Below are 20,204 nucleotides of genomic sequence, written 5' to 3' on the forward strand. Positions count from 1 at the left end.
AATACTTTGAAATATAGTTTAGGAATAGACTTTGGTACAAATAATGCAGTTATGGCTGTAGCTAATAGTATTGGCCAAGTTATGGTATTAAGGAATAAAGAAGGTAAAGTAAACACCCCCTCTGTCATTTACTTTGATAATGATGATATGGTTGTTGGAGATGAAGCAAAGGAACTTCAAGTATTGGGCGAAGGGAATATAGCTTTTTCTTTTAAGCGGAATATTGGAAATCAGTATTTTAAGGAACAACATAATGGAAAGCAATATAAAGCAGAAGAGTTTTTCTCATTAGTTATAAAAAAGTTAAAGGAAGATGCGGAGCTTAGACTAAACACTGAAATAAGCAAAGTTGTAATAACGGTGCCTGGAAAGTATAAAAGCTTTCAAAGAGAAGCTATAATAAAAGCCAGTAAAAATGCTGGATTTCAAAGTGTAAAATTATTAAATGAAACTACTGCTACGGCGATTGCATATAGCATTAAAACCTTTCAAAGAAATAAAAAGATTTTAATATATGATTTGGGTGCTGGTACATTTGAAGTAGCTCTTGTAAATATTACTTTAAAGAATATAGAAATACTAGCAACAGAAGGAACTACGGATCTAGGAAGCAATGAATGGGATGAAAGGATAGCTCTTTATCTTGTACATAAATTTAACGAGGATCATGGAATTTGGCTTTTGGACAGCCTTGACTTTTATAGAGATCTTTTGATAAAAGCAGAAAAAATAAAAAAGCAGTTAACTATAAGAAATTCTGTTGAAGTCAACCTTAGTTATGCCGGTGAAAAAGGTTGCTATAAAATAACTAGACAGGACTTTGAAAGGCTTACAGAAGATTTACTTAATAGGACCCTTATTCTAACAAAAAAAATTTTTTCTAATGCGAATTTTTCGATAAAAGATGTAAATGAAGTGATTTTAGTAGGCTGTGGCTCTAAAATGCCCATGGTTATGGACGGAATTAATAAGCTTTTTGGTAAGATTTCAAAGGTGTTTTGCAACCTAAAGGAATCAGTAGCTATAGGGGCAGCTATTCATGGGAGTACACATTTACCATGGAAGGTTAAGACTATTCCTACAGGAAGAAAAGTTATTTCAGCTGCTGTTCACGGTATAGGAATAATATCTGTAAATGAAGAGGGAAACAAGCTTATAAATAAAATAGTTATACCTAAAGATACTAGAATACCTGTAGTAGTAAGAAAAAGTTATAAGTTAGCCACAAAAAAGCATCAAAATAATTACATAGAAATATATGTACTTCAAGGGGATAATGAAAGTCTACAAAGATGTACTATCGTAGGAAAGTATATTTTTACTGACATAAAGCATATTACTGAAGATGGGGCAATTATAGATATTGAATATAGTTATACGGAAGAAGAGATAATTAATTTAAGAGCATACCAAAGAGAGACGGGAAAAGTACTTTCTTTAAAGATTAAGAATGTTGAAACGGATATAGGACTGCTTAAACAGGAATTATTTATCCGATGACTATTATTATAAAAAATAATGAAATATAGATTATAAAATATGATAAATTATAGCATTGTAAGGTTTTTATCAGTTATTATATAGGTATATAATCGATAAAAAGGAGATGCTAAAATGGAAAAACATTTATATGGATTAATAGGAGAAAAGCTAGGACATAGTCTTTCACCTCAAATACATGAAAGAATAATAGACCACTTGGGAGTAAAAGGGCATTATGATTTATATGAACTTGAAAGGAATCAAGTATGTGATGCAGTAAAAGCTTTTAAACTTTTAGGATTTAAGGGCATAAATGTTACTATTCCTTATAAGATAGATGTAATTGAGCATTTAGATTGGATTTCAAAAGAAGCTGAGACAATAGGGGCAGTTAATACTGTTCATTTTAAGGATAATAAAGTTTTTGGATATAATACAGATTACTATGGCTTTGGAATGATGCTTGATGCTTTTGGAGTTTCAGTAGAAGGAAAGACTGTTGCAGTTCTTGGAACAGGTGGTTCAGCAAATAGCGTTATTTGCTATTTTAGGGATAAGGGTGCAAAGGAAATTGTACTAGTTAGCAGAGAGAAGAAAGATGGATGTATAACCTATGAAGAATTAGCCTTGTGTGGATCCATGGATGTAGTAGTAAATACCACACCAGTAGGAATGTTTCCTAAGGTAGAGAATTCGCCTGTAGATAAAGAAATTTTATCTAAGTTTAAAGTAGCTGTTGATTTAATATTCAATCCAATGGAAACTTTATTTTTAAGGCATGCTAGGGAAGCAGGATTAAAAACGGTTAATGGATTATATATGCTTGTAGGACAGGCGATAAAAGCACAAGAAATATGGAATAATACAGTTATAGAAGATAAGGTTGTGGAACAAATATATCAATACATTTTAAAAGAATTTAGTCAGAAACTTTAGCAATTTATTTTAGGGGGGCGTATGAAGAACTTAAATTATTTTACCCTTCTTGGTCTTTCCTTTGAACCTGTTGAAGAGGATGAAGAAAAGATAAAAAAAGCCATTGAAGTAAAAAGAGCATATTGGTCGTCTATGATTAATCATCCTAGTAAAAGTTTCGAAGCAAAGTTATTTTTGGAGAAGCTTCCAGAGATACAGAAAATAATGCTCGGAAATAAAGAAGAACGATTAAAGTATGTCAAGGAGGCAAAAATACAAAGGGATAAGATATTAAGAGATGCAAAAATACGCTTAAGTAGAACTATATCAGTGTTATCAGCAAAGGGATATATTACCTATGAAGAATTTGAAAGTATAGTTTCGAGATATCCGGAGCTGGGAAGAAGTTTTGTTTTAGCAAAGACTAAAATCCATCTAAAAGAAGCACCGAGAAAGCATAGTTTTGTTGAGCCATTGCTTTATAAAAAGATAAGAGTAAATTTAGATATTCTCAATATTACTTCATTATATAACTTTTTGAATATGAAAAATACTGCTACAATAGTAGAGCTTCAAGAAGCAAATGCTAGGATTTATGAGGAGATAAGACGTATTGGGAAAAAAGATATGAAGGCTACAGCAAAGGGAGAACTTCACGGACTTTGCAAAATAGTCTTTAAAACAAGAAGTACAAAGGAAGAATATGATCAAATATTAAGAAAAGAGAAGCTTAATTACATAGATGAAATTTTAGATATATGCGCTGTTAAAAGGGTAATATATGAAAATGAATATTCTATTATTAAAGAAATTATTATAGAAGATGGATTTTTAAAGGAAGAAGCAAAGGATTATATCCTAGGATATTGTATAAGAAATAAAGTTTGTCTTCTAGTTGGAGAAGAGATAAACAGCAAAGGATATATGGAGAAAAACGCTGAAAAAAATCAAGTAGAAGCAACTAAAAATAAAGCAGATGGATATAAGTATAATGAGGATTTTATTGAAGTTACAAAAGATCCTTTAATTTATAAACAGAATAAAAGTAATTATACTAAGGCTGAAAATAGAGGTAAGGAAAATACTGAAACGCAAAGTTACAAACATGAGGTTTATGATGTCTTGACTAAGGTTGGAGATCGATACATTAAGGTTTATTGGAAAAATCCAACTATTCCTCATTACATAGAAGTGTGGAAGAAAGAAGGAGATATCCCTATGTTTAGAGGTGATGGTCAGCTTATAGCTAAAACAAAAGCAATGGAAGTTATAGACTATCAAGTTGAAAACGGAAAAACCTATGGCTACTTAATCAAAGTTATATATACTAAAGATAATAAAGAGTATGAAACGGAAGGAAGAACTTGTTTTGATACTCCGAAAGCTCCCAAAAATATAGATGAAACAAATGATTATAAGGAGTATACTTATAATAAGAATGTAAGTAGTAGTCAATCAAGAAATAAAGGGAAAAACACCTTTTTTGAAAGAGCTAAAAGCTTTTTTCAAGGATGGGTTTAGATAATGAAATAAGGAGATAAAAACAGATGAAATTAAATAGAAACGATGAGTGCTGGTGTGGATCTGGAAAGAAGTATAAAAAGTGTCACATCGATATGGATTTGAAGTTGGAAGAGATGGAGAAGGTTGGTTATGAAATACCACCAAGAAATATAATAAAAACACCAGAACAAATCGAAGGAATGAGAAAAAGTGCAAAGATAACAACTGGAATACTTGATTTAGTTGAAGAAAAAATAAAAGAAGGAATGTCAACAGAGGAAATAGATATTCTTGTCTATAACTACACTATAGAACATGGTGGGATCCCAGCAGATTTAAATTATGATGGATATCCTAAGAGTGTATGTGTGTCTAGGAATGATATAGTATGTCATGGAATTCCAAATAAAGAGGAAAAGCTCTTAAATGGAGATATAGTCAATGTGGATGTATCTACAATATTAGATGGATACTATTCCGATGCTAGTAGAATGTACTTGATCGGAGAGGTTTCAGAAGAAGCACAAAGACTAGTTAGAGTATCAAAAGAGTGTTTATATAAAGGTATAGAGGCTGTTAAACCATATAACACATTAGGCGATATGGCCAATGCAATTCAAAGCCATGCAGAAGCTAACGGATATTCTGTTGTAGTTGAATTTGGAGGGCATGGAATAGGACTAGGATTTCATGAAGATCCATTTGTACCCCATGTAGGAAAACCAGGAGAAGGAATGGTTATGGTACCAGGAATGACTTTTACTATAGAACCAATGATCAACCAAGGAGCACCAGACATAGCTATCCTAGACGATGAGTGGACGGTAGTAACAGATGACGGTTCATTAACCGCACAGTGGGAACACACAGTCCTAGTAACAGAAACCGGCGTAGAAATATTAACATAAGTGACGCTCTAAATCTTCGATTTAGCTAGCGGAACTTACTCCTCCGAGGAATCGAGGAGGAGTTTCCTTTAAGGAATGCTCTAAATCTTCGATTTAGTCAGCGGAACTTACTCCCCTGAGGAATCGAGGGAGTTTTTTTATGTCCATTTTAATTAGAGCACTCCAGTTAGGTATACTAGCGTATCTATATTATAGAATATATTACTTAAGGCATATAAAAGATGATTACTAAAGTAAGTATAAAATTATGGAATTTTAAATTAACATTTAAATATAGAGAAATAAATTGGATATATGTAAGTATTATCAAGATTTCTTTCGCATAATAGGGATAAACACTACTGTCTGTGTAAACGTTTATGAATATATATAAATACTAGATTTGTAGTAACGTGATGATACTATCATCTATAGGAGCTGTGTTCATTGTTTCTTTTCTATTTTTGATAAGTAATTACTTATGGTTAAGTTATTGCATTTAATTAAACTGAAAAGATCAATGTTCATATAAAATAACAAATCAAAGAAATGGAGTAGGGGGAGATAGGCGAAATCAATGTTTTTTTAGATTATTTATTTAAGATGAGAGAGAGAATACTATTTTATGGGGGTGAGAGTAACTAAGAAATGTTAACAGTTGTACTGCTATAATTTTATCTGTGCATAGCTAAATGAAAGTGTGTCTTGGTTTGAAAACGATTACAAAAGAGGTGGTCTTATGAGCACATTTACTTATGCAGGTACATACATTAAAACCATAAGTTTATTTTGACATGAGGATTTTAAGACAAGATTCAATATAAGCTTACTGGAAACGATACAAAAAAATATCTAAAAATAAAGTATATTTAGACTTAGTCTATAAATTAATGAGGTGAATTTTATGAAGATCAAAAGATTCTTTGCTATGCTGATATCTGCAGTAATGATGATCAGCATGATTTCTTTCCTTCCCTTTGAAGGAAAGTCAGGTGCTAATAAATCTGGCATTTTAGGTGGAATTGAAGCATTGGCGAATCAGTCATTGAACATTACACCACTTACAGCTTATGCTGCCACAACAAGTAATCTGCGACGCCCTGTGTCATCGGAACAACCAATGCTGATTGTACATATTGACACATGGAATTACGCGGATCCAGCAAAAATAATTGACTTAATTCCGGAGGATATTTTGCCATATGTTGTATTCAACATTTCCCTCTCCATTAACTGGGACAGTACAAACAATAAATGGTTAATGGTTCAAGATGGATATCAAACTGCAAAGTCATGGCTAAAAACATGCTCTGATAAAGGTGTGTGGACAATGATTCAACCTTCAAGTGGTGGACAGTGTCACTTCCCTGATTATTCTGCCAACTATGATTTTGAAAATACGCTTTTTGCAGAGTTTTTCAGAGATTATCCAAGTTTTATCGGCTATAACTACAGCGAACAATTTTGGGGGTTTCAATCTGAAGATTTTCCTGTAACGCCTCTCCAACGTTATCAGCATTTTGCAGGACTTCTGAAATTATGTAACAAATACGGTGGATATCTCAACATCAGTTGGTGTGCAAATCAGTGGAGCTCGCCGCTGAATCCAATTGCAATGCTAAAAAAGTGTACTGAATGGAGAGAAGCGTGCAGTCTATATTCTGAAAACTATATCCTTGAAGAAAAATACACACAAGGTAGCTTTATTGAGGATGTAGAAAGTGAAGTGCTTGGAGCCTATCTTTCTGGTAACTGTGGTAATTTTGGAGTAAGATACGATGAAACAGGCTGGACTGATCGCTCAGCAGATGATAAACCACTTTCTTCGAAAAATCAATACAGAGTATCCACAGGTCTTCCGATTGTTCTTGAAAGAATGGCCTTCAATGGTGCTACGATAATTGATGGACCAGAACTTATATGGGCAGATGATTTCAAAGAAGTTGGGGGCGTTAAGGATAGCGAGGGCTACAATGTGCGTTCATGGGCAATGCATGACCAGTACCAGAATGATTTTCTTGATGTATTTCGTAAGGTAATTAGCGGAACCATAAAAATCCCAACCCGTCAGGAAGTAATTGACCGTACAAAGGTTGTAGTGATTCAGGATAATACTACTGGTGACGACCATAACAAATATAGCACTTATGCGACTTTATTTGAGGGCTTATATAGAATGCCTGGTGATGGAAATCTCAAGGATAATACCAATCTATACAAAAGCACTGGACGATATCCTACAATTCCTACTGTATATGCACTTAATGATGAGTTGGCAAAATCATTTGATGTGCAGCTAAGACAATCTCAGCTTTCCTCTAGATGGACAACTATTGCCGCTAAACAAAATGAATTTAATAAGCTATTTCCATCAGAATATTCGGGAAATTGCTATGCGGGAAGATATGAGAATACATGGGTGACATATAATCCGAATAAAATTGGTACTGCAGCAGGTGGCTATCTAGCTTTGAAGTACAACACCTGTAAGCAGATGGAGGTTACCTACTCTGAATATGCATCGGGTTTGATTAATGAATACAGTGATCATATTAATATCTACCTCAATAACTATGATGAGGACAATAAGACAACACTGAAAACAAATACTTTCAAATTTTATGGCTGTACTTCTAACCCTACTTTTACATATAAGGACAGAGGGGTCAATCAGGCGAAAAGTATCGTTTCTGGAAGTTTGAGTAGCGATGGCACTTATACGCTGACTGTTCAGCATAATGGCCCACTTGATTTGACTGTTAATTGCTCTGGTGCAGAAACCAATCGTTTGAAAAACTATTCAACTGCTACAGTGACTAAGCCAGCAAGTGCTTCTTTTTATACTGGTACTCGTCAATACGAAGGCGAATTCTTTGATACTAAGAATGTTGAGGGTAATGTAGCAAATGGATGCAGTAGTGGAATTACAGGCTACTGGGGACAGGGCTTTATGAAATTTGGTACAAAATCCACGGCTGCGGTTAAGGATACAGTAACAACCACCAAAGCTGGTAGCTTTGATTGGACACTTCGCTATGCTGTTACTTCTGACATCAATTGTGTTGATTTGTATGTAAATGGAACTAAGGTAAAGACTCTCTCTCTTTCTAAGGGAGCGTCCCTCAGTGATTGGAAAACCATAAAACAGTCCATTTCATTGAACAAAGGTGATAACAAGGTAGAAGTGAAAGCAACGGCAACTTTAGCTAGCACATTGTATTTGGACAATTTTGTTGTATCAGGTGATTTCGGAGATGCAACAGTGACAGCGCCAACAACACCAACAGTACCAACAATGGGAAATACCGTAACATTAAACGATGGATGGTATTGCATTAAAAATGTTAATGCACAGAAATACCTTCAAGTTGCAAAGAATATAGGACAAGCAGCTCAAAATGTTGAACTTGGTACAGGTTCAGGAGCTATTGGCCAAAAATGGTACCTGAAAAATGTGGGCAATGGTTATGTAACCTTAAAAAGTGCATTAGGTGAATTTATGGTTGATGTAGCCAATGGCGAAGATAAAGATGGTACAAATATTCAGATTTACAATGCATATTCAAATAATGCACAGAAGTTTTCTATCAAAGCTCCGTCAACAGCGGGGGCATATGCAATTGCAACTATGGCTAGTAATCAAACTAAAGTATTAGATGATTATAACTTTGAAACTGCTGAGGGTACAAAGGTATGTCAGTGGACTTATGGAGGTAAGAATAATCAATTGTGGACATTTGAAGAAACTAAATATTCTAATACAATAATTGGTGATGTTAACGATGATGATAAAGTTAATTCACTAGATTATGCATTATTAAAAAGTTATTTACTTGGAAACCCAACTAATATAAATACTGAAAATGCTGATTTAAATAGTGATGGAAAGATTAATGCTCTTGATTTTGCTAATTTGAAAGTTTTTATATTGGGTAAAGTTGCATGATTTTCTGAAGCGGTTAATGTGAAAATAGATTCAATAGTATATGTGAAAGCAGTTAACACATCCATTGTAGATGCAGAACCAAGCAACGCGACAGTAGATTAATCAAATGTATCACACGATAAATATGAAAAAATTTTCTACTCAAACAGATGTAAAAGGAATAAGGAGATAAATGTTTTTTTGTCGGTAGGTTACAGCAAAAGTAAGGAATATCCTATATTATACGTACTATATTGATATTGGGGAAATGAAGACGCACTTCTTGACTCAGGTGACGCTTAACGTAGACTTTACCAAATTATCGTAAATATTATTGCAGCTGGTCAAACTAAAGACATGATTGTAGTATTTCCAGATATATATGCCAGTGCTATACAGTATGATTTTAGGAGGGGATTTGATGCGGCTGATAATACTACATATGATAATTTCATCAATTTGATTGTCAAAGAAATTATGCCGTATATGAAGAAGAATTATTCCATAAAAAAAGGTAAAGACAATACTGGAATCACTATTTTTTAAATGGGCGCCAGAGAATCCTTGTATATAGGATTTTCTCGTCCAGATTTATTCAGTTATGTCGGTGCAATGTGCCGCTCCAGGACTTACTACGGATCTGAGTTCAGACAGCAATACAGGTACAAGCATATCACCGTATCTACTTATGATAAGCGCTGGTTTGAATGATACCATTATCATACGACATTGAATAAAAATGGAGTTTCCTTTAAAACATCCACAATATTTAATTTAGTAGGAATAAATGCATATCAAAACGTGTATATATATTAAGAAGGCTTTACTAGAGGTTTCAAAAATGACAAAAAACTTCAGTTAAAGTTTTTTGTCATTTTTATATGTTTTCAATTTTATTACCTTAGAATGAGTAAATAAGGAAAGAAACTTCAAAAGGAATGAATTGTAGAAAAACAACAAAAAAGCCATAGAAATTTTGAAGATAAAATAGGTATATGAGGATAAAAAAATGGAAAAAATATAGTTCTTTTTGCGTTTATAAGAACAAACTTAAGTGTGTTTATACGTTTTCAGCCACAGTGTTTTAGAGAACAAGAAAAGAAAAAAAGAAGTCTGGAAGAAGAAGAATTGTGGAAAAATAACAAAAAAACAATGAAAAAACCATAAATCAAGCTAGAAGTTGTTGATAATTATTAATATAATTATACAAATGGTGATTTGTTATTATTATTATGCAAATTGTGAGAAAATTTTTTAAATTATCATAAAAATATAGGTTGAATTATGGAAATAGAAATGTATAATTATATATGTAGATATATTACAAAGGGGGCAATTATTAATGGATTGCAAAAAATATATAAATGATATTATTGAAAAACTAGAAAGGGAAAATCCAGGTGAAACTGAATTTCAGGCTGCTGCTAAAGAAGTTTTAATTTCACTAGTACCTGCACTAGAAAAAAATCCTAAGTTTATTGAAGAAGGCGTGGTAGAAAGAATAATCGAGCCTGAAAGAGTAGTAATGTTCAGAGTGCCTTGGGTTGATGATAATGGTAAGGTTCAAGTGAACAAAGGCTATAGAGTTCAATTTAACAGTGCTATCGGACCATATAAGGGTGGACTTAGATTACATCCTTCTGTAAATCTTAGCATAATTAAATTCCTAGGTTTTGAACAAATATTTAAAAACTCATTAACTGGTCTTCCTATAGGTGGAGGAAAAGGTGGATCAAATTTTGATCCAAAAGGAAAATCAGATAGAGAAATCATGAGATTCTGCCAAAGTTTCATGTCTGAGTTAGCTAGACATATAGGACCAGATACAGATGTTCCTGCTGGAGATATCGGTGTTGGTGGAAGAGAAATCGGTTATATGTTTGGTCAATACAAGAAAATCCGTAATGCTAATGAAGCAGGTGTTCTTACTGGTAAAGGACTTACTTATGGAGGTAGTCTTGGAAGAACAGAAGCTACAGGCTATGGTTTAGTATATTTTGTAGATGAAATGTTAAAAGATAATGGATTATCCTTCCAAGGAAAGACTGTTGTAGTATCTGGTTCAGGTAACGTTGCAATTTATGCTACTGAAAAAGCTACAGAACTTGGAGCAAAAGTTGTTGCTTGTTCAGATTCAAATGGTTATATCTATGATAAAAATGGATTAGATTTAGAATTAATTAAGAGACTTAAAGAAGTTGAAAGAAAGAGAATTAAAGAGTATGTAGCAGTTCATCCAGAAGCAGAGTATCATGAAGGTGGAAATATTTGGAGTGTGCCTTGTGATATAGCACTTCCATGTGCAACTCAAAATGAAATTGATGAAGCAAGTGCTGAATTATTGGTTAAAAATGGATGTATAGCTGTAGGAGAAGGTGCTAACATGCCTTCAACTCTTGATGCTATTGAAGTATATAGAAGAAATAAAACATTATTTGCTCCAGGAAAAGCAGCAAATGCTGGTGGAGTTGCAACTTCAGCTTTAGAAATGAGCCAAAACTCTATGAGATTATCATGGACTAAAGAAGAAGTAGATGCAAAATTAAAGAACATCATGAAGAACATATATGTAAGTTCTAAAGCTTGTGCTGTAGATTATGCTGATGGAAGAGACCTTGTAATAGGTTCAAATATTGCAGGATTCTTAAAAGTTGCAGAAGCTATGGTTGCACAAGGAATAGTGTAAGATAAATGAATAAAAAACGAGTTCAATTGAACTCGTTTTTTATTATATAGAAATTCAAATATATGATCCATTAAAGTTACGTCATGACTTATAGTAATTTCTTAATGTTAAATAGAGTCTTAGAGGTAATTTTACTTTTACAGCGTATATATTTAAACAAATCAAAATACATACATAAAATTCTAGTGAATTTCCTTGGGGCTTGTGTTCCAAATCTCCCTTGAATATTCTGTAATAGTGTTGTCAGAAGAAAATCTCCCTGATTTTCCAATGTTGACTATGCACATTTCGTTCCATTTATCTTTATCTCTAAAAACTTTGTCTATTCTTTCTTGAGCTTCACAATAACTATCAAAGTCTTTTAATACAAAATATTCATCTCTACCTAGAAGAGAACTATGGATATTTCTAAATTCTGTAGTAGCGACACCTAAAGAACCATCAACTAATTGGTCAAGAACTCTCTTGATTCTAGAATTAGTGTTGTAAAAATGTCTTGGAGAATAGCCGCCGTATTTTAAATAGTTAAGAACTTCATCTTTGCTCATTCCAAATACAAACATATTTTCATCGCCAACTTCGTCATGGATTTCAACGTTTGCTCCATCAAGAGTACCAAGAGTTAATGCACCGTTCATCATGAACTTCATATTGCCAGTTCCAGAAGCCTCAAAGGTTGTTGTTGATATTTGTTCAGAGATATCGGCACATTTTATTATTTTTTCAGCTAGAGAAACTCTATAGTTCTCTAAGAATACAACCTTTAGCTTACCTTTTATTGAAGGATCATTATTGATTTTATCTGCTACAGTATTAATAAGCTTGATTGTTTCCTTAGCAAGATGATAGCTTGGAGATGATTTCGCTCCAAAGAAGTAAGTTCTAGGAGATATATCAAGGTCTGGATTATCTTTTAACCTATTATAAAGATCCATTATATGCAGTATGTTAAGAACTTGTCTTTTATAAGCATGCAGTCTTTTAACTTGTATATCAAAGATTGAATTTGGATCTACATCTATATCGTAATCTTTTTTTACCATATCGGCTAACATTTGTTTGTTATGAAGTTTAATTTCTCCAACCCTTTTTCTAACTAAAGGATCTTTAGATAACTCAGCAAATTGAGCTAAATCCTTTGGTCTCTTTTTCCAACTGTCACCAATACATTTTGTTATATAGCTTGTTAATTCTTCGTTGGATTGAATTAGCCATCTTCTATGAGTTATACCATTAGTTTTGTTGTTAAACTTTCTTGGATAGAATTCTGAGAAATCTCTTAACTCTTTGTTAACTAATATTTCAGTATGAAGTGTAGCAACACCGTTAACTGAGTGAGAACCTACAATGGCAAGGTGTGCCATTTTAACCATTCCGCCTTCAATAATAGACATTCTTCTTACTCTATCGTGGTCATTAGGATGCTTTTGGTAAATTTCGCCTACAAATCTTCTATTTATTTCTTCAATAATCATATAGATTCTTGGTAGTAATTTATTGAATACCTGGACAGGCCATTTTTCTAGGGCTTCCGAAAGTATAGTATGGTTTGTATATGCTAAAGTTCCAGTTGTAACGGACCAAGCATCATCCCAACCCATTTCTTCTTCATCTACTAATATTCTCATTAATTCAGCAACTGCCACTGCAGGGTGGGTATCGTTTATTTGAATAGCAACATATTTATCTAGATCATATAAGGAATGACCAGAATTTTTAAAGGTTCTCAATATGCTGTATATTCCTGCACTTGTAAAGAAATACTGCTGTTTTAATCTTAAAATTTTTCCTGTTTCAGCAGAATCATCTGGGTATAAAACTGATGATATTGCTTCTACTGAAGTCCTATATTCTACAGCCTTTGAATATTCACCTTTGCTGAAAATTTGAAAATTAAATGCATTGGTTACAGGTTCAGCACTCCATAATCTAAGAGTATTTACTGTGTTATTTTCATAACCAATAACAGGTGTATCATAAGGAACAGCCTTAATAGCTTCATAATTTTCTAGTTCAAAATTTAATCGACCGTTATTTTGAACAGCTTTTGGAGTTCCATAAAATTTTACAATGACAGATTTATCCTCCCTTTTTGTTTCCCAAACATTACCTTCTTTAAGCCAATTATCAGGTATTTCAACTTGATATCCGTTTACAATTTTCTGTTCAAAAAAACCATATTGATATCTCATTCCATTGCCATGACCAGGGATTCCAATTGAAGCAATAGAATCAATAAAACAAGCAGCAAGTCTTCCAAGACCACCGTTCCCAAGTCCAGCATCAACCTCTGTTTCTTCTAACTCATCTAAGCTTACATTAAGTTCAGCTAAAGCTTCCTTAACAGTATCCCTTATTCCTAAATTAATAAGATTACTTTGAAGTAGTCTACCTATTAAAAATTCCATAGAAAAATAGTAGACTTGTTTATCTCCATCTTTTGAATATTGTTTCTTAGTTTTAGACCAGTTTTTTGCGCTATATTCTTTTACTAAACTCCCTAAAGCTAAGTATTTATCTAAGGTGCTTGCTTTATCAATTTCTTCGGTAAATAGACTCATTAATTTTTGCTCATAGTCTTGCTTAAATCTTTCCCTTGTAATATTCATAACAATGCTTACCCCTTTTATATTGATAATAGTTTACAAAATAACTATGTAATAAGATAGATACTCATTTTATATTTTAATGAATAAAATACTTATATATGTATAATTATATAAAATTTCCAAAGTACCATAAACTAATATTATAATGTATGGATATTAATGTCAACAGCCATATTAATTCAAAAATCCGTTTATACTAAAGATAATTTATGTTATAATAACGGAAAGTTTCAGGTACTTATAATATGAGGTGTAGATGATGAGTAAGAAAAATATATTTATTTCTATAATAGCTATAGTGGTAATATTATTCTTAGCTATTTATATCCTTCCATGGATTATTGTAATAGCAGCATTAGTATATGTATTTTTTAAGGTGAAGGCATATATATTCGGAAGAAAGGAGAAAGATATTTCTGCAGAGGATAGCAAGGTTTATGTAGGAGATAAGAATGCTTCAGAGAAAATGAAAACAAGAGAAGAAGTTATCGATGTAGACTATAAACCTATTGACTAAAGGACTAGCAAGTATTTCACTTATTAGAGTCCATAAAAAATATTTATAGATATATTAATTTTTAATAGATCTATAGAATTTTCGTGAAAGTTCAATAATCGAACTTATATATGAAAGTTATAATATGGTTTTTGATCTAGTATAGTGATATAATAAACACAAAAATATTTGGAGAGATATAAAATGGCTATAAAAATTATTACAGATAGTACTAGTTATATTCCAAAAGAAATAAGAGAATCATTAGATATAAAGATTCTTTCTTTAGAAGTTAACTTTGAAGATATGAGTTTTAAGGAGACAGATATAGAAAACTTTGAGTTTTATAAGCTCCTTGAAACAAAAGAAATTCCAAGGTCATCTCAACCGCCAATTGGTGAAATATATAATGAAATGAAGAGGATTATCGAAGAAGGTAATGAGATAGTTGGTGTTTTTTTATCCTCAGATATGAGTGGTACCTATTCAACAGCTAACCTTGCAAAAGAGATGGTATTAGATGAATATCCAGAAGCTAAAATAGAGATAATTGATTCTAGGTCTAATTGTATGCAGTTAGGCTATGCTGCAATAGTTGCTGCAAGGAAAGCTAAAGAAGGACAAAGTATAGGAGAGGTAAGACAGGCAGTTGAAGAGAATATAAAAAGAAGTAGGTTTCTATTTATTCCTGAGAATCTCGTATATTTAAAAAAAGGTGGCAGAATAGGTGGAGCAGGAGCTTTAATCGGAAACATATTAAAGATAATACCAATATTAACAGTGGAAAATGGAGTTACATCTGTGAGAGCTAAGGTTAGGACTAAAAATAAAGCAATCTCGGCAATGGTTGATATGATGCAAAAGGACAATGAAACTTTTAAGATAAAAGAAGTTATGATTCATCATATAAATTGTCCAGAGGAGGCACAGAAACTCTCATTACAAGTAGGTGAGTTACTTCAAATGAAGGTTGAAATTTGTGATATTGGTCCTGTAATTGGACTTCACGTTGGACCTGGAGCTATTGGCATAGTTTATTATAACTAATGGTAGTAAAATAAATTAAAGGAGCAAAGAGTGACAAGCTTGTCCTCTTTGCTCCTTTATTAGCATAATACAAGTTTTTAATTGTTAGAATGTGTGAACGTCTTTGAAAATAACTTTCTATGTGATTACTTGCAAAATATCTTAATAAGTACATGTAAGATTATTTTGAAAAAGGTTTATCAATTAAGGTATTGCCATCAAGTGATATGATACCTTTAGAACATATACTTATAAGCTTACCTTTAAATTCGTAAGTAGCTTTTGAATTTAATTCATTAACAGTGTTAGCTTGTGAATCTATAACATAGATTTCACCTTTTAATCCAATAGATATATCTTCAGCTTTTACTGGTTTTGATAAGTTTATTAAAGTCCAAGAATTTGCATCAGTATTTTTTTGTCCATAATACACAGAAGTAACTAGTCCATTTACAACAGAACCAATATATATATTAGATTTATCATCCACGTCTAAAAGCAATAAAGAATTAGCACCATTTATAGATAAATAACTTCCGTTATATTTAGTGGTTTCATTTTTGTCTGTAAAAGATTCTATTTGATATACAGAATTATCTGCTTGATATACTATAGCAGTATCTCCAGGAATAACATCTATATTTCCAGTTACCGAAGCATTTTCCTTCATGATATTTTTTTTACTCATAACATCAAAGGAATATAGGTTAGACTTACCATTTGGCTTAGCTATTTGTACGCACATATAAGTGTTTGAAGAAGAAAATGATATGTTACTTACGTGCTCTTCTATATTGTCTAAAGCAATATGACAATATACATTATCAAAGTCTATAAGTTGTTGTTTGCTTTTCTTTTTTACATCATAAGAAAATAGATAAATGGAATAACTGTTGGACATATTTGATGGTCTTTCAGTAATTATTAAACGGTTATCATCTGGTAACCATTCATAATAGTCAAACTTCATATCATCATTAGGAACAACGTTTTGTATCTCTTTTGTAGATAAATTCATTATCTTTAGAGTTGAATCCTCCATGTAAGAAATATAGTTACCATCAAAAGAAGCATTTATTTTTTCAGTTTTTCCGGATAAAGTAGTCTTATTAGAATTATCTGTTTCAGCAATTTTAGGACTCTCAATTTTTACAATATTTATTTCCTCCGTAGGTTTAAAATAATTTTTATTCAAATAATACAATGCTCCATTTTCTAAAATTAATGCAATTGCAGTTAAAATAAGAATTCTTTTAAAAAGTTTCATTTGTGCAACCTACCTTTCCACGATAAATGCTGTGGCAACAGTTCTTTCACCGCTCCATGCATTAGGGGAATTTATAATCTCACCGTTAAAATACATAGTAGAAGAATAACCACCATCTAGGTTTCCTGCATTTACGACATTTAAGTCTTTGAATATTTGTTGCACATCGTAAAGGGTTGCCCCAGGCATACTTAGAGTTCGTCCATCTATAACTAATAAAACAACAGTTCCATCAGCCTTTTGGCCAATAGCTGTTCTAGGGTTTGTCCCATCTTGTAGCTTGTCCGTTATTTGAGCAACACCGTCAATAATGATAGAAGGTGGTCTAAAACACATAGCTTCAGTTACGCCCATAGCCATAAGGTCATTTATGCAATAATCACCAACTACTAATTTACCTTCTTTTGTGAAAGCCACTACGTTTTGAACATCATATTTATTTACATTTTCTTTTGGGTATACTATAGCCCCATTAGTTATTACGAAACCACCAGGAATAGCCCCATTACCAGCCCATTTTTGGCCAGAAGCGGATACATCAGCAAAAGCACCACCATTGATTGCTGCTATTGCATCATAATCCAAAGCCATTTCACTAGTCTTTTGACCATTTTTCCCTACATATTTAGTCATAACAGCTTTTATTTTAGTAGGGTCTTTTATTTCAAGAATATGAGCAATATATCTATCATGTTCGATTTTATATTGATTTATTTCGGTACTATTTTTATGCTTAATTTCTATATCTGTTGTAGGTGTAGAAGAAGTTGCTGGAGATTTAGTAGCATTTTCAGGTGTTGATGAAGCAACAACTGTTTGTTCTTTTTTTCCTAAAAGAGCATCAATATCAGCTTGAGATAAGAACGTGGTTATAAGATATTGATGTCTTGTTGCCATTACTGTAGAAACTACTAATTGTTTCAAGGTGGAGTAAGGCCCATAAAATAATATTAAAGGGGAGGTTACCCCGATAAAAATACCAATATATAAAATACTCAAGATACCATTTCTGATAGGATGACGTTTTTTTACAGGTTGATGTTTCCTAGACATAAAGTTCCCTTCTTTCTCAAAAGGTTAGTTGGTTTTACACACAAATTCTATGTAGTATATCAAGATGAATGGAATACTAAAAATCATAGAAGTAACATAAGTTAATTTTTATCAACAGATTACTGAACTATAGAAGCATTGATTCAAACTAACGATATTAACTTTAAAACCCAATTAACCACGAAATTTTTTTATTTAACGTATATGCATTGATTTTTTAATATAGATAAAGGACTAAGATGACTTTTTTAATGTAACAGAGGTCTTAAAGTTAAAGAAATCATCTTTACTTACTTCAAGGACCAAGTTTCCATTATCATTTTTAACTTCAACTTTTGGATAATTAGTTTTAATATATTCATTTAAACTATTAAGATCATTTTCATTTAAAGTAGATAAGTCAATTCCATTTTGCTGTGCATAAGAGTTAATTACATCTTGTACATTAGGAACAACTGAGCTTGCATAGTTTTTTAAATTCAAAGTTGAAATACTTCCACCGGTTATAGCGGCAATCCCCAAAATTAAAAGAATAATTTTAACAACTTTTTTGAGTATATTTTTAAGTATAATGAAGGCTATAAGTATGGCTAAGCCGATAAGTATCACTGGGTTTATCCCCTGAATAAAATTCATAAAGTCCATAGCTTCATACATCTCCTTTGAAAAATTTAATTCTTTGTAAGTATACTATAAATTCTTATAAGTTTCTAGATTAGTGAATGTAAAAAATAAAAATAATATACGGTTTTAGCTATTTTTTTTAGGAAAATTAGTAATATGATTATAAGAAGTATGGTTAATAACCAAATATAAATAAAAAAATATATACATATTAAAGAAAAATAGTAATAATAAAACATATAAGTGATAAAATATAATATAGAATTTATTAATAAGGGGGACCTATTTTAATGAAAAGAGATGTTAAGAAAAGCTTAGAAAAAGTTGTAGATACTGTAGAGACTACAGCTAAAAAGACTGCAGAAAATCTTGAAACTGTTGCAAAGGAAGTGGGATCAGCAGCTAAGAAAACAGCTCAAGAGGTAATGGCAAATGACACGGTTAAAAAAGCAGTTAACACTACAAAAGCAACTGCTAGTAAGGTGGCAAAAGAAGGGGAGGCTGCTGTTAAGAATACAGTTCAGAAGGTTGCAAAGAAAAAAGTATTGTCTGATGGGGAATTTTATATACAGAGCTGCAATAATGAAATTTCTTATAATGACATAATGAAAAGTATAAGCAAAGAATTAGAAGAGATTGTTGACTTCGCTAAGGTTAAGGAATTTAAGGTATATTATAAGGTTGAGGAAAAAACTGCTTATTGTGTAGTAAATGGTACTGACACATATAAGGTTGCCTTCTGACAACATAGAAATATTTAAGTCGCTTAAGAAAGGAAATAGTTGTCCTTTCTTAAGCGACTTTTTTGCATAAATAATATATTTGTTAAACAGAAACTATTGTTAAATTGTGATTAAGCTTATATATCAAAGTTTTGAATTTTTATTCAAAGGAGATCTACAAAAAATAATTATGAATTTATATAAAAAACCATTTTATTCAATTCTAAACCACTTGTTGGCGAAACTATAATCTCATCAGTATTAACGAACCCAAGCTTCTTATAAAAATCTACAGCATCAAGCCTTGAAAATAAAACCAATTTATCTAAGGATTTTTCACGACATTCCTCTAATAAAGATTTTATTGTCTTATAGCCTATACCTGTCCCTCTATACTGATCCTTTACAAAAATACGCGAAAGCTTAGCAGTATCACCATTAATATAAAGGCGAACATATCCAATGAGATTTTCACCTTCAAATGCACCATAGTGATAACTTTGTAGGTCTTCTTCTAGATCTTCTAGATAAGAATAAGGTGAATTAGTATGAGAATTAAAAAGCAGCCTAGATCTGCAATTGATAACTTCTTGGTAATACTTTGAAGTTGTAAAAGATTCTATAAAATTGAAATCTATTGCCATTTTAATCTCTCCCCATTTTTAAAACATAAACAGAGTTCTTTGTTTCAGGTGGAGTTTTACTCTATCTGAAACTTAGAAATCATTATCCAGGGACGTAGTAGCCGTTAACTTCCACTTTGGAGAAGATGGGAGTGCTACGGATAGTAGTCATCGGATAAAAATATAGTAACATAGAAACTTTAGATAGTAAAGGAATAATTATGCAAGATATATTATAATTATTCAAGTTTGTTTAGCAGAGAAAATAAGGCTTATAATTATTTGTAGAACTTTTTTTAGTGAAAACATATGTTATTGTAGAGAAATTTTCAAAGTAGCTTTAGATTCTCATTTTACTAATGAGATAGTATAGAGGGCGATTTTAA

At 32.0% G+C, this 20,204-nt stretch carries 15 protein-coding genes; 10 read left to right on the forward strand and 5 right to left on the reverse strand.

What is annotated here, in order from left to right:
• Positions 1–6 precede the first annotated feature (6 nt).
• The 7 genes from CLOCEL_RS06370 (at position 7) to gdhA (ending at position 11,398) form a co-directional block, all read left to right on the forward strand.
• Positions 7–1,500, forward strand: a complete 1,494-nt coding sequence (locus tag CLOCEL_RS06370; protein WP_010076108.1) for an Hsp70 family protein — start codon at positions 7–9, stop codon at positions 1,498–1,500.
• A gap of 114 nt (positions 1,501–1,614) precedes the next feature.
• Complete coding sequence (aroE, locus tag CLOCEL_RS06375; RefSeq protein WP_010076107.1) at positions 1,615–2,418, forward strand: shikimate dehydrogenase; 804 nt, start codon at positions 1,615–1,617, stop codon at positions 2,416–2,418.
• Positions 2,419–2,439: 21 nt separating this feature from the next.
• A complete protein-coding gene (locus CLOCEL_RS06380) occupies positions 2,440–3,918 on the forward strand; it encodes a hypothetical protein (protein ID WP_010076106.1) in 1,479 nt (492 codons plus the stop codon).
• A 26-nt stretch (positions 3,919–3,944) separates the two neighbouring features.
• Positions 3,945–4,808 (forward strand): methionyl aminopeptidase, encoded by an 864-nt coding sequence (locus CLOCEL_RS06385; protein WP_010076105.1) that lies wholly within the window; start codon positions 3,945–3,947, stop codon positions 4,806–4,808.
• A gap of 883 nt (positions 4,809–5,691) precedes the next feature.
• A complete protein-coding gene (locus CLOCEL_RS06390) occupies positions 5,692–8,733 on the forward strand; it encodes a glycoside hydrolase family 98 domain-containing protein (RefSeq protein WP_010076104.1) in 3,042 nt (1,013 codons plus the stop codon).
• Positions 8,734–9,069: 336 nt separating this feature from the next.
• Positions 9,070–9,258 carry a hypothetical protein gene (locus CLOCEL_RS06395; RefSeq protein WP_010076103.1) on the forward strand — a complete coding sequence of 63 codons (189 nt, stop codon included), beginning with the start codon at positions 9,070–9,072 and terminating at the stop codon, positions 9,256–9,258.
• Positions 9,259–10,054: 796 nt separating this feature from the next.
• Positions 10,055–11,398 carry an NADP-specific glutamate dehydrogenase gene (gene gdhA / locus CLOCEL_RS06400; RefSeq protein WP_010076102.1) on the forward strand — a complete coding sequence of 448 codons (1,344 nt, stop codon included), beginning with the start codon at positions 10,055–10,057 and terminating at the stop codon, positions 11,396–11,398.
• Between the two features lie 182 nt (positions 11,399–11,580).
• Here gdhA and CLOCEL_RS06405 read toward each other — a convergent pair whose 3' ends face one another.
• A complete protein-coding gene (locus CLOCEL_RS06405) occupies positions 11,581–14,007 on the reverse strand; it encodes a glycogen/starch/alpha-glucan phosphorylase (RefSeq protein WP_010076101.1) in 2,427 nt (808 codons plus the stop codon).
• A 259-nt stretch (positions 14,008–14,266) separates the two neighbouring features.
• On the opposite strand from CLOCEL_RS06405, the gene CLOCEL_RS06410 reads away from it, so the two are divergent.
• Both CLOCEL_RS06410 and CLOCEL_RS06415 read left to right on the forward strand, forming a co-directional pair.
• A complete protein-coding gene (locus tag CLOCEL_RS06410; protein ID WP_010076100.1) occupies positions 14,267–14,524 on the forward strand; it encodes a hypothetical protein in 258 nt (85 codons plus the stop codon).
• 183 nt (positions 14,525–14,707) lie between these two features.
• Entirely contained in the window at positions 14,708–15,550 is an 843-nt protein-coding gene (locus tag CLOCEL_RS06415; RefSeq protein ID WP_010076099.1) for a DegV family protein, read from the forward strand.
• Positions 15,551–15,710: 160 nt separating this feature from the next.
• Here the strand turns inward: CLOCEL_RS06415 and CLOCEL_RS06420 are convergent, their stop codons facing one another.
• The 3 genes from CLOCEL_RS06420 to CLOCEL_RS06430 form a co-directional block, all read right to left on the reverse strand.
• Positions 15,711–16,796 (reverse strand): hypothetical protein, encoded by a 1,086-nt coding sequence (locus CLOCEL_RS06420; RefSeq protein WP_010076098.1) that lies wholly within the window; start codon positions 16,794–16,796, stop codon positions 15,711–15,713.
• A gap of 9 nt (positions 16,797–16,805) precedes the next feature.
• A complete protein-coding gene (locus tag CLOCEL_RS06425; RefSeq protein WP_010076097.1) occupies positions 16,806–17,849 on the reverse strand; it encodes a phosphodiester glycosidase family protein in 1,044 nt (347 codons plus the stop codon).
• Positions 17,850–18,083: 234 nt separating this feature from the next.
• Positions 18,084–18,494, reverse strand: a complete 411-nt coding sequence (locus CLOCEL_RS06430) for a hypothetical protein (RefSeq protein WP_010076096.1) — start codon at positions 18,492–18,494, stop codon at positions 18,084–18,086.
• Positions 18,495–18,763: 269 nt separating this feature from the next.
• Between CLOCEL_RS06430 and CLOCEL_RS06435 the strand changes: the two genes are divergently transcribed.
• Complete coding sequence (locus CLOCEL_RS06435; RefSeq protein ID WP_010076095.1) at positions 18,764–19,216, forward strand: DUF6465 family protein; 453 nt, start codon at positions 18,764–18,766, stop codon at positions 19,214–19,216.
• A gap of 167 nt (positions 19,217–19,383) precedes the next feature.
• On the opposite strand, the gene CLOCEL_RS06440 is transcribed toward CLOCEL_RS06435, so the two are convergent.
• Positions 19,384–19,839, reverse strand: a complete 456-nt coding sequence (locus tag CLOCEL_RS06440) for a GNAT family N-acetyltransferase (protein ID WP_013291660.1) — start codon at positions 19,837–19,839, stop codon at positions 19,384–19,386.
• Between the last annotated feature and the right edge of the window lie 365 nt (positions 19,840–20,204).

The sequence above is a fragment of the Clostridium cellulovorans 743B genome, assembly GCF_000145275.1.
Taxonomy (GTDB): domain Bacteria; phylum Bacillota; class Clostridia; order Clostridiales; family Clostridiaceae; genus Clostridium_K; species Clostridium_K cellulovorans.

Bases quoted from the DNA above. Each gene is read 5' to 3' on its own strand.
- aroE (WP_010076107.1), top strand. From the start codon at position 1,615: ATGGAAAAACATTTATATGGATTAATAGGAGAAAAGCTAGGACATAGT.
- CLOCEL_RS06380 (WP_010076106.1), top strand. From the start codon at position 2,440: ATGAAGAACTTAAATTATTTTACCCTTCTTGGTCTTTCCTTTGAACCT.
- CLOCEL_RS06385 (WP_010076105.1), top strand. From the start codon at position 3,945: ATGAAATTAAATAGAAACGATGAGTGCTGGTGTGGATCTGGAAAGAAG.
- CLOCEL_RS06390 (WP_010076104.1), top strand. From the start codon at position 5,692: ATGAAGATCAAAAGATTCTTTGCTATGCTGATATCTGCAGTAATGATG.
- CLOCEL_RS06395 (WP_010076103.1), top strand. From the start codon at position 9,070: ATGATTGTAGTATTTCCAGATATATATGCCAGTGCTATACAGTATGAT.
- gdhA (WP_010076102.1), top strand. From the start codon at position 10,055: ATGGATTGCAAAAAATATATAAATGATATTATTGAAAAACTAGAAAGG.
- CLOCEL_RS06405 (WP_010076101.1), bottom strand. From the start codon at position 14,007: ATGAATATTACAAGGGAAAGATTTAAGCAAGACTATGAGCAAAAATTA.
- CLOCEL_RS06410 (WP_010076100.1), top strand. From the start codon at position 14,267: ATGAGTAAGAAAAATATATTTATTTCTATAATAGCTATAGTGGTAATA.
- CLOCEL_RS06415 (WP_010076099.1), top strand. From the start codon at position 14,708: ATGGCTATAAAAATTATTACAGATAGTACTAGTTATATTCCAAAAGAA.
- CLOCEL_RS06420 (WP_010076098.1), bottom strand. From the start codon at position 16,796: ATGAAACTTTTTAAAAGAATTCTTATTTTAACTGCAATTGCATTAATT.
- CLOCEL_RS06425 (WP_010076097.1), bottom strand. From the start codon at position 17,849: ATGTCTAGGAAACATCAACCTGTAAAAAAACGTCATCCTATCAGAAAT.
- CLOCEL_RS06430 (WP_010076096.1), bottom strand. From the start codon at position 18,494: ATGGACTTTATGAATTTTATTCAGGGGATAAACCCAGTGATACTTATC.
- CLOCEL_RS06435 (WP_010076095.1), top strand. From the start codon at position 18,764: ATGAAAAGAGATGTTAAGAAAAGCTTAGAAAAAGTTGTAGATACTGTA.
- CLOCEL_RS06440 (WP_013291660.1), bottom strand. From the start codon at position 19,839: ATGGCAATAGATTTCAATTTTATAGAATCTTTTACAACTTCAAAGTAT.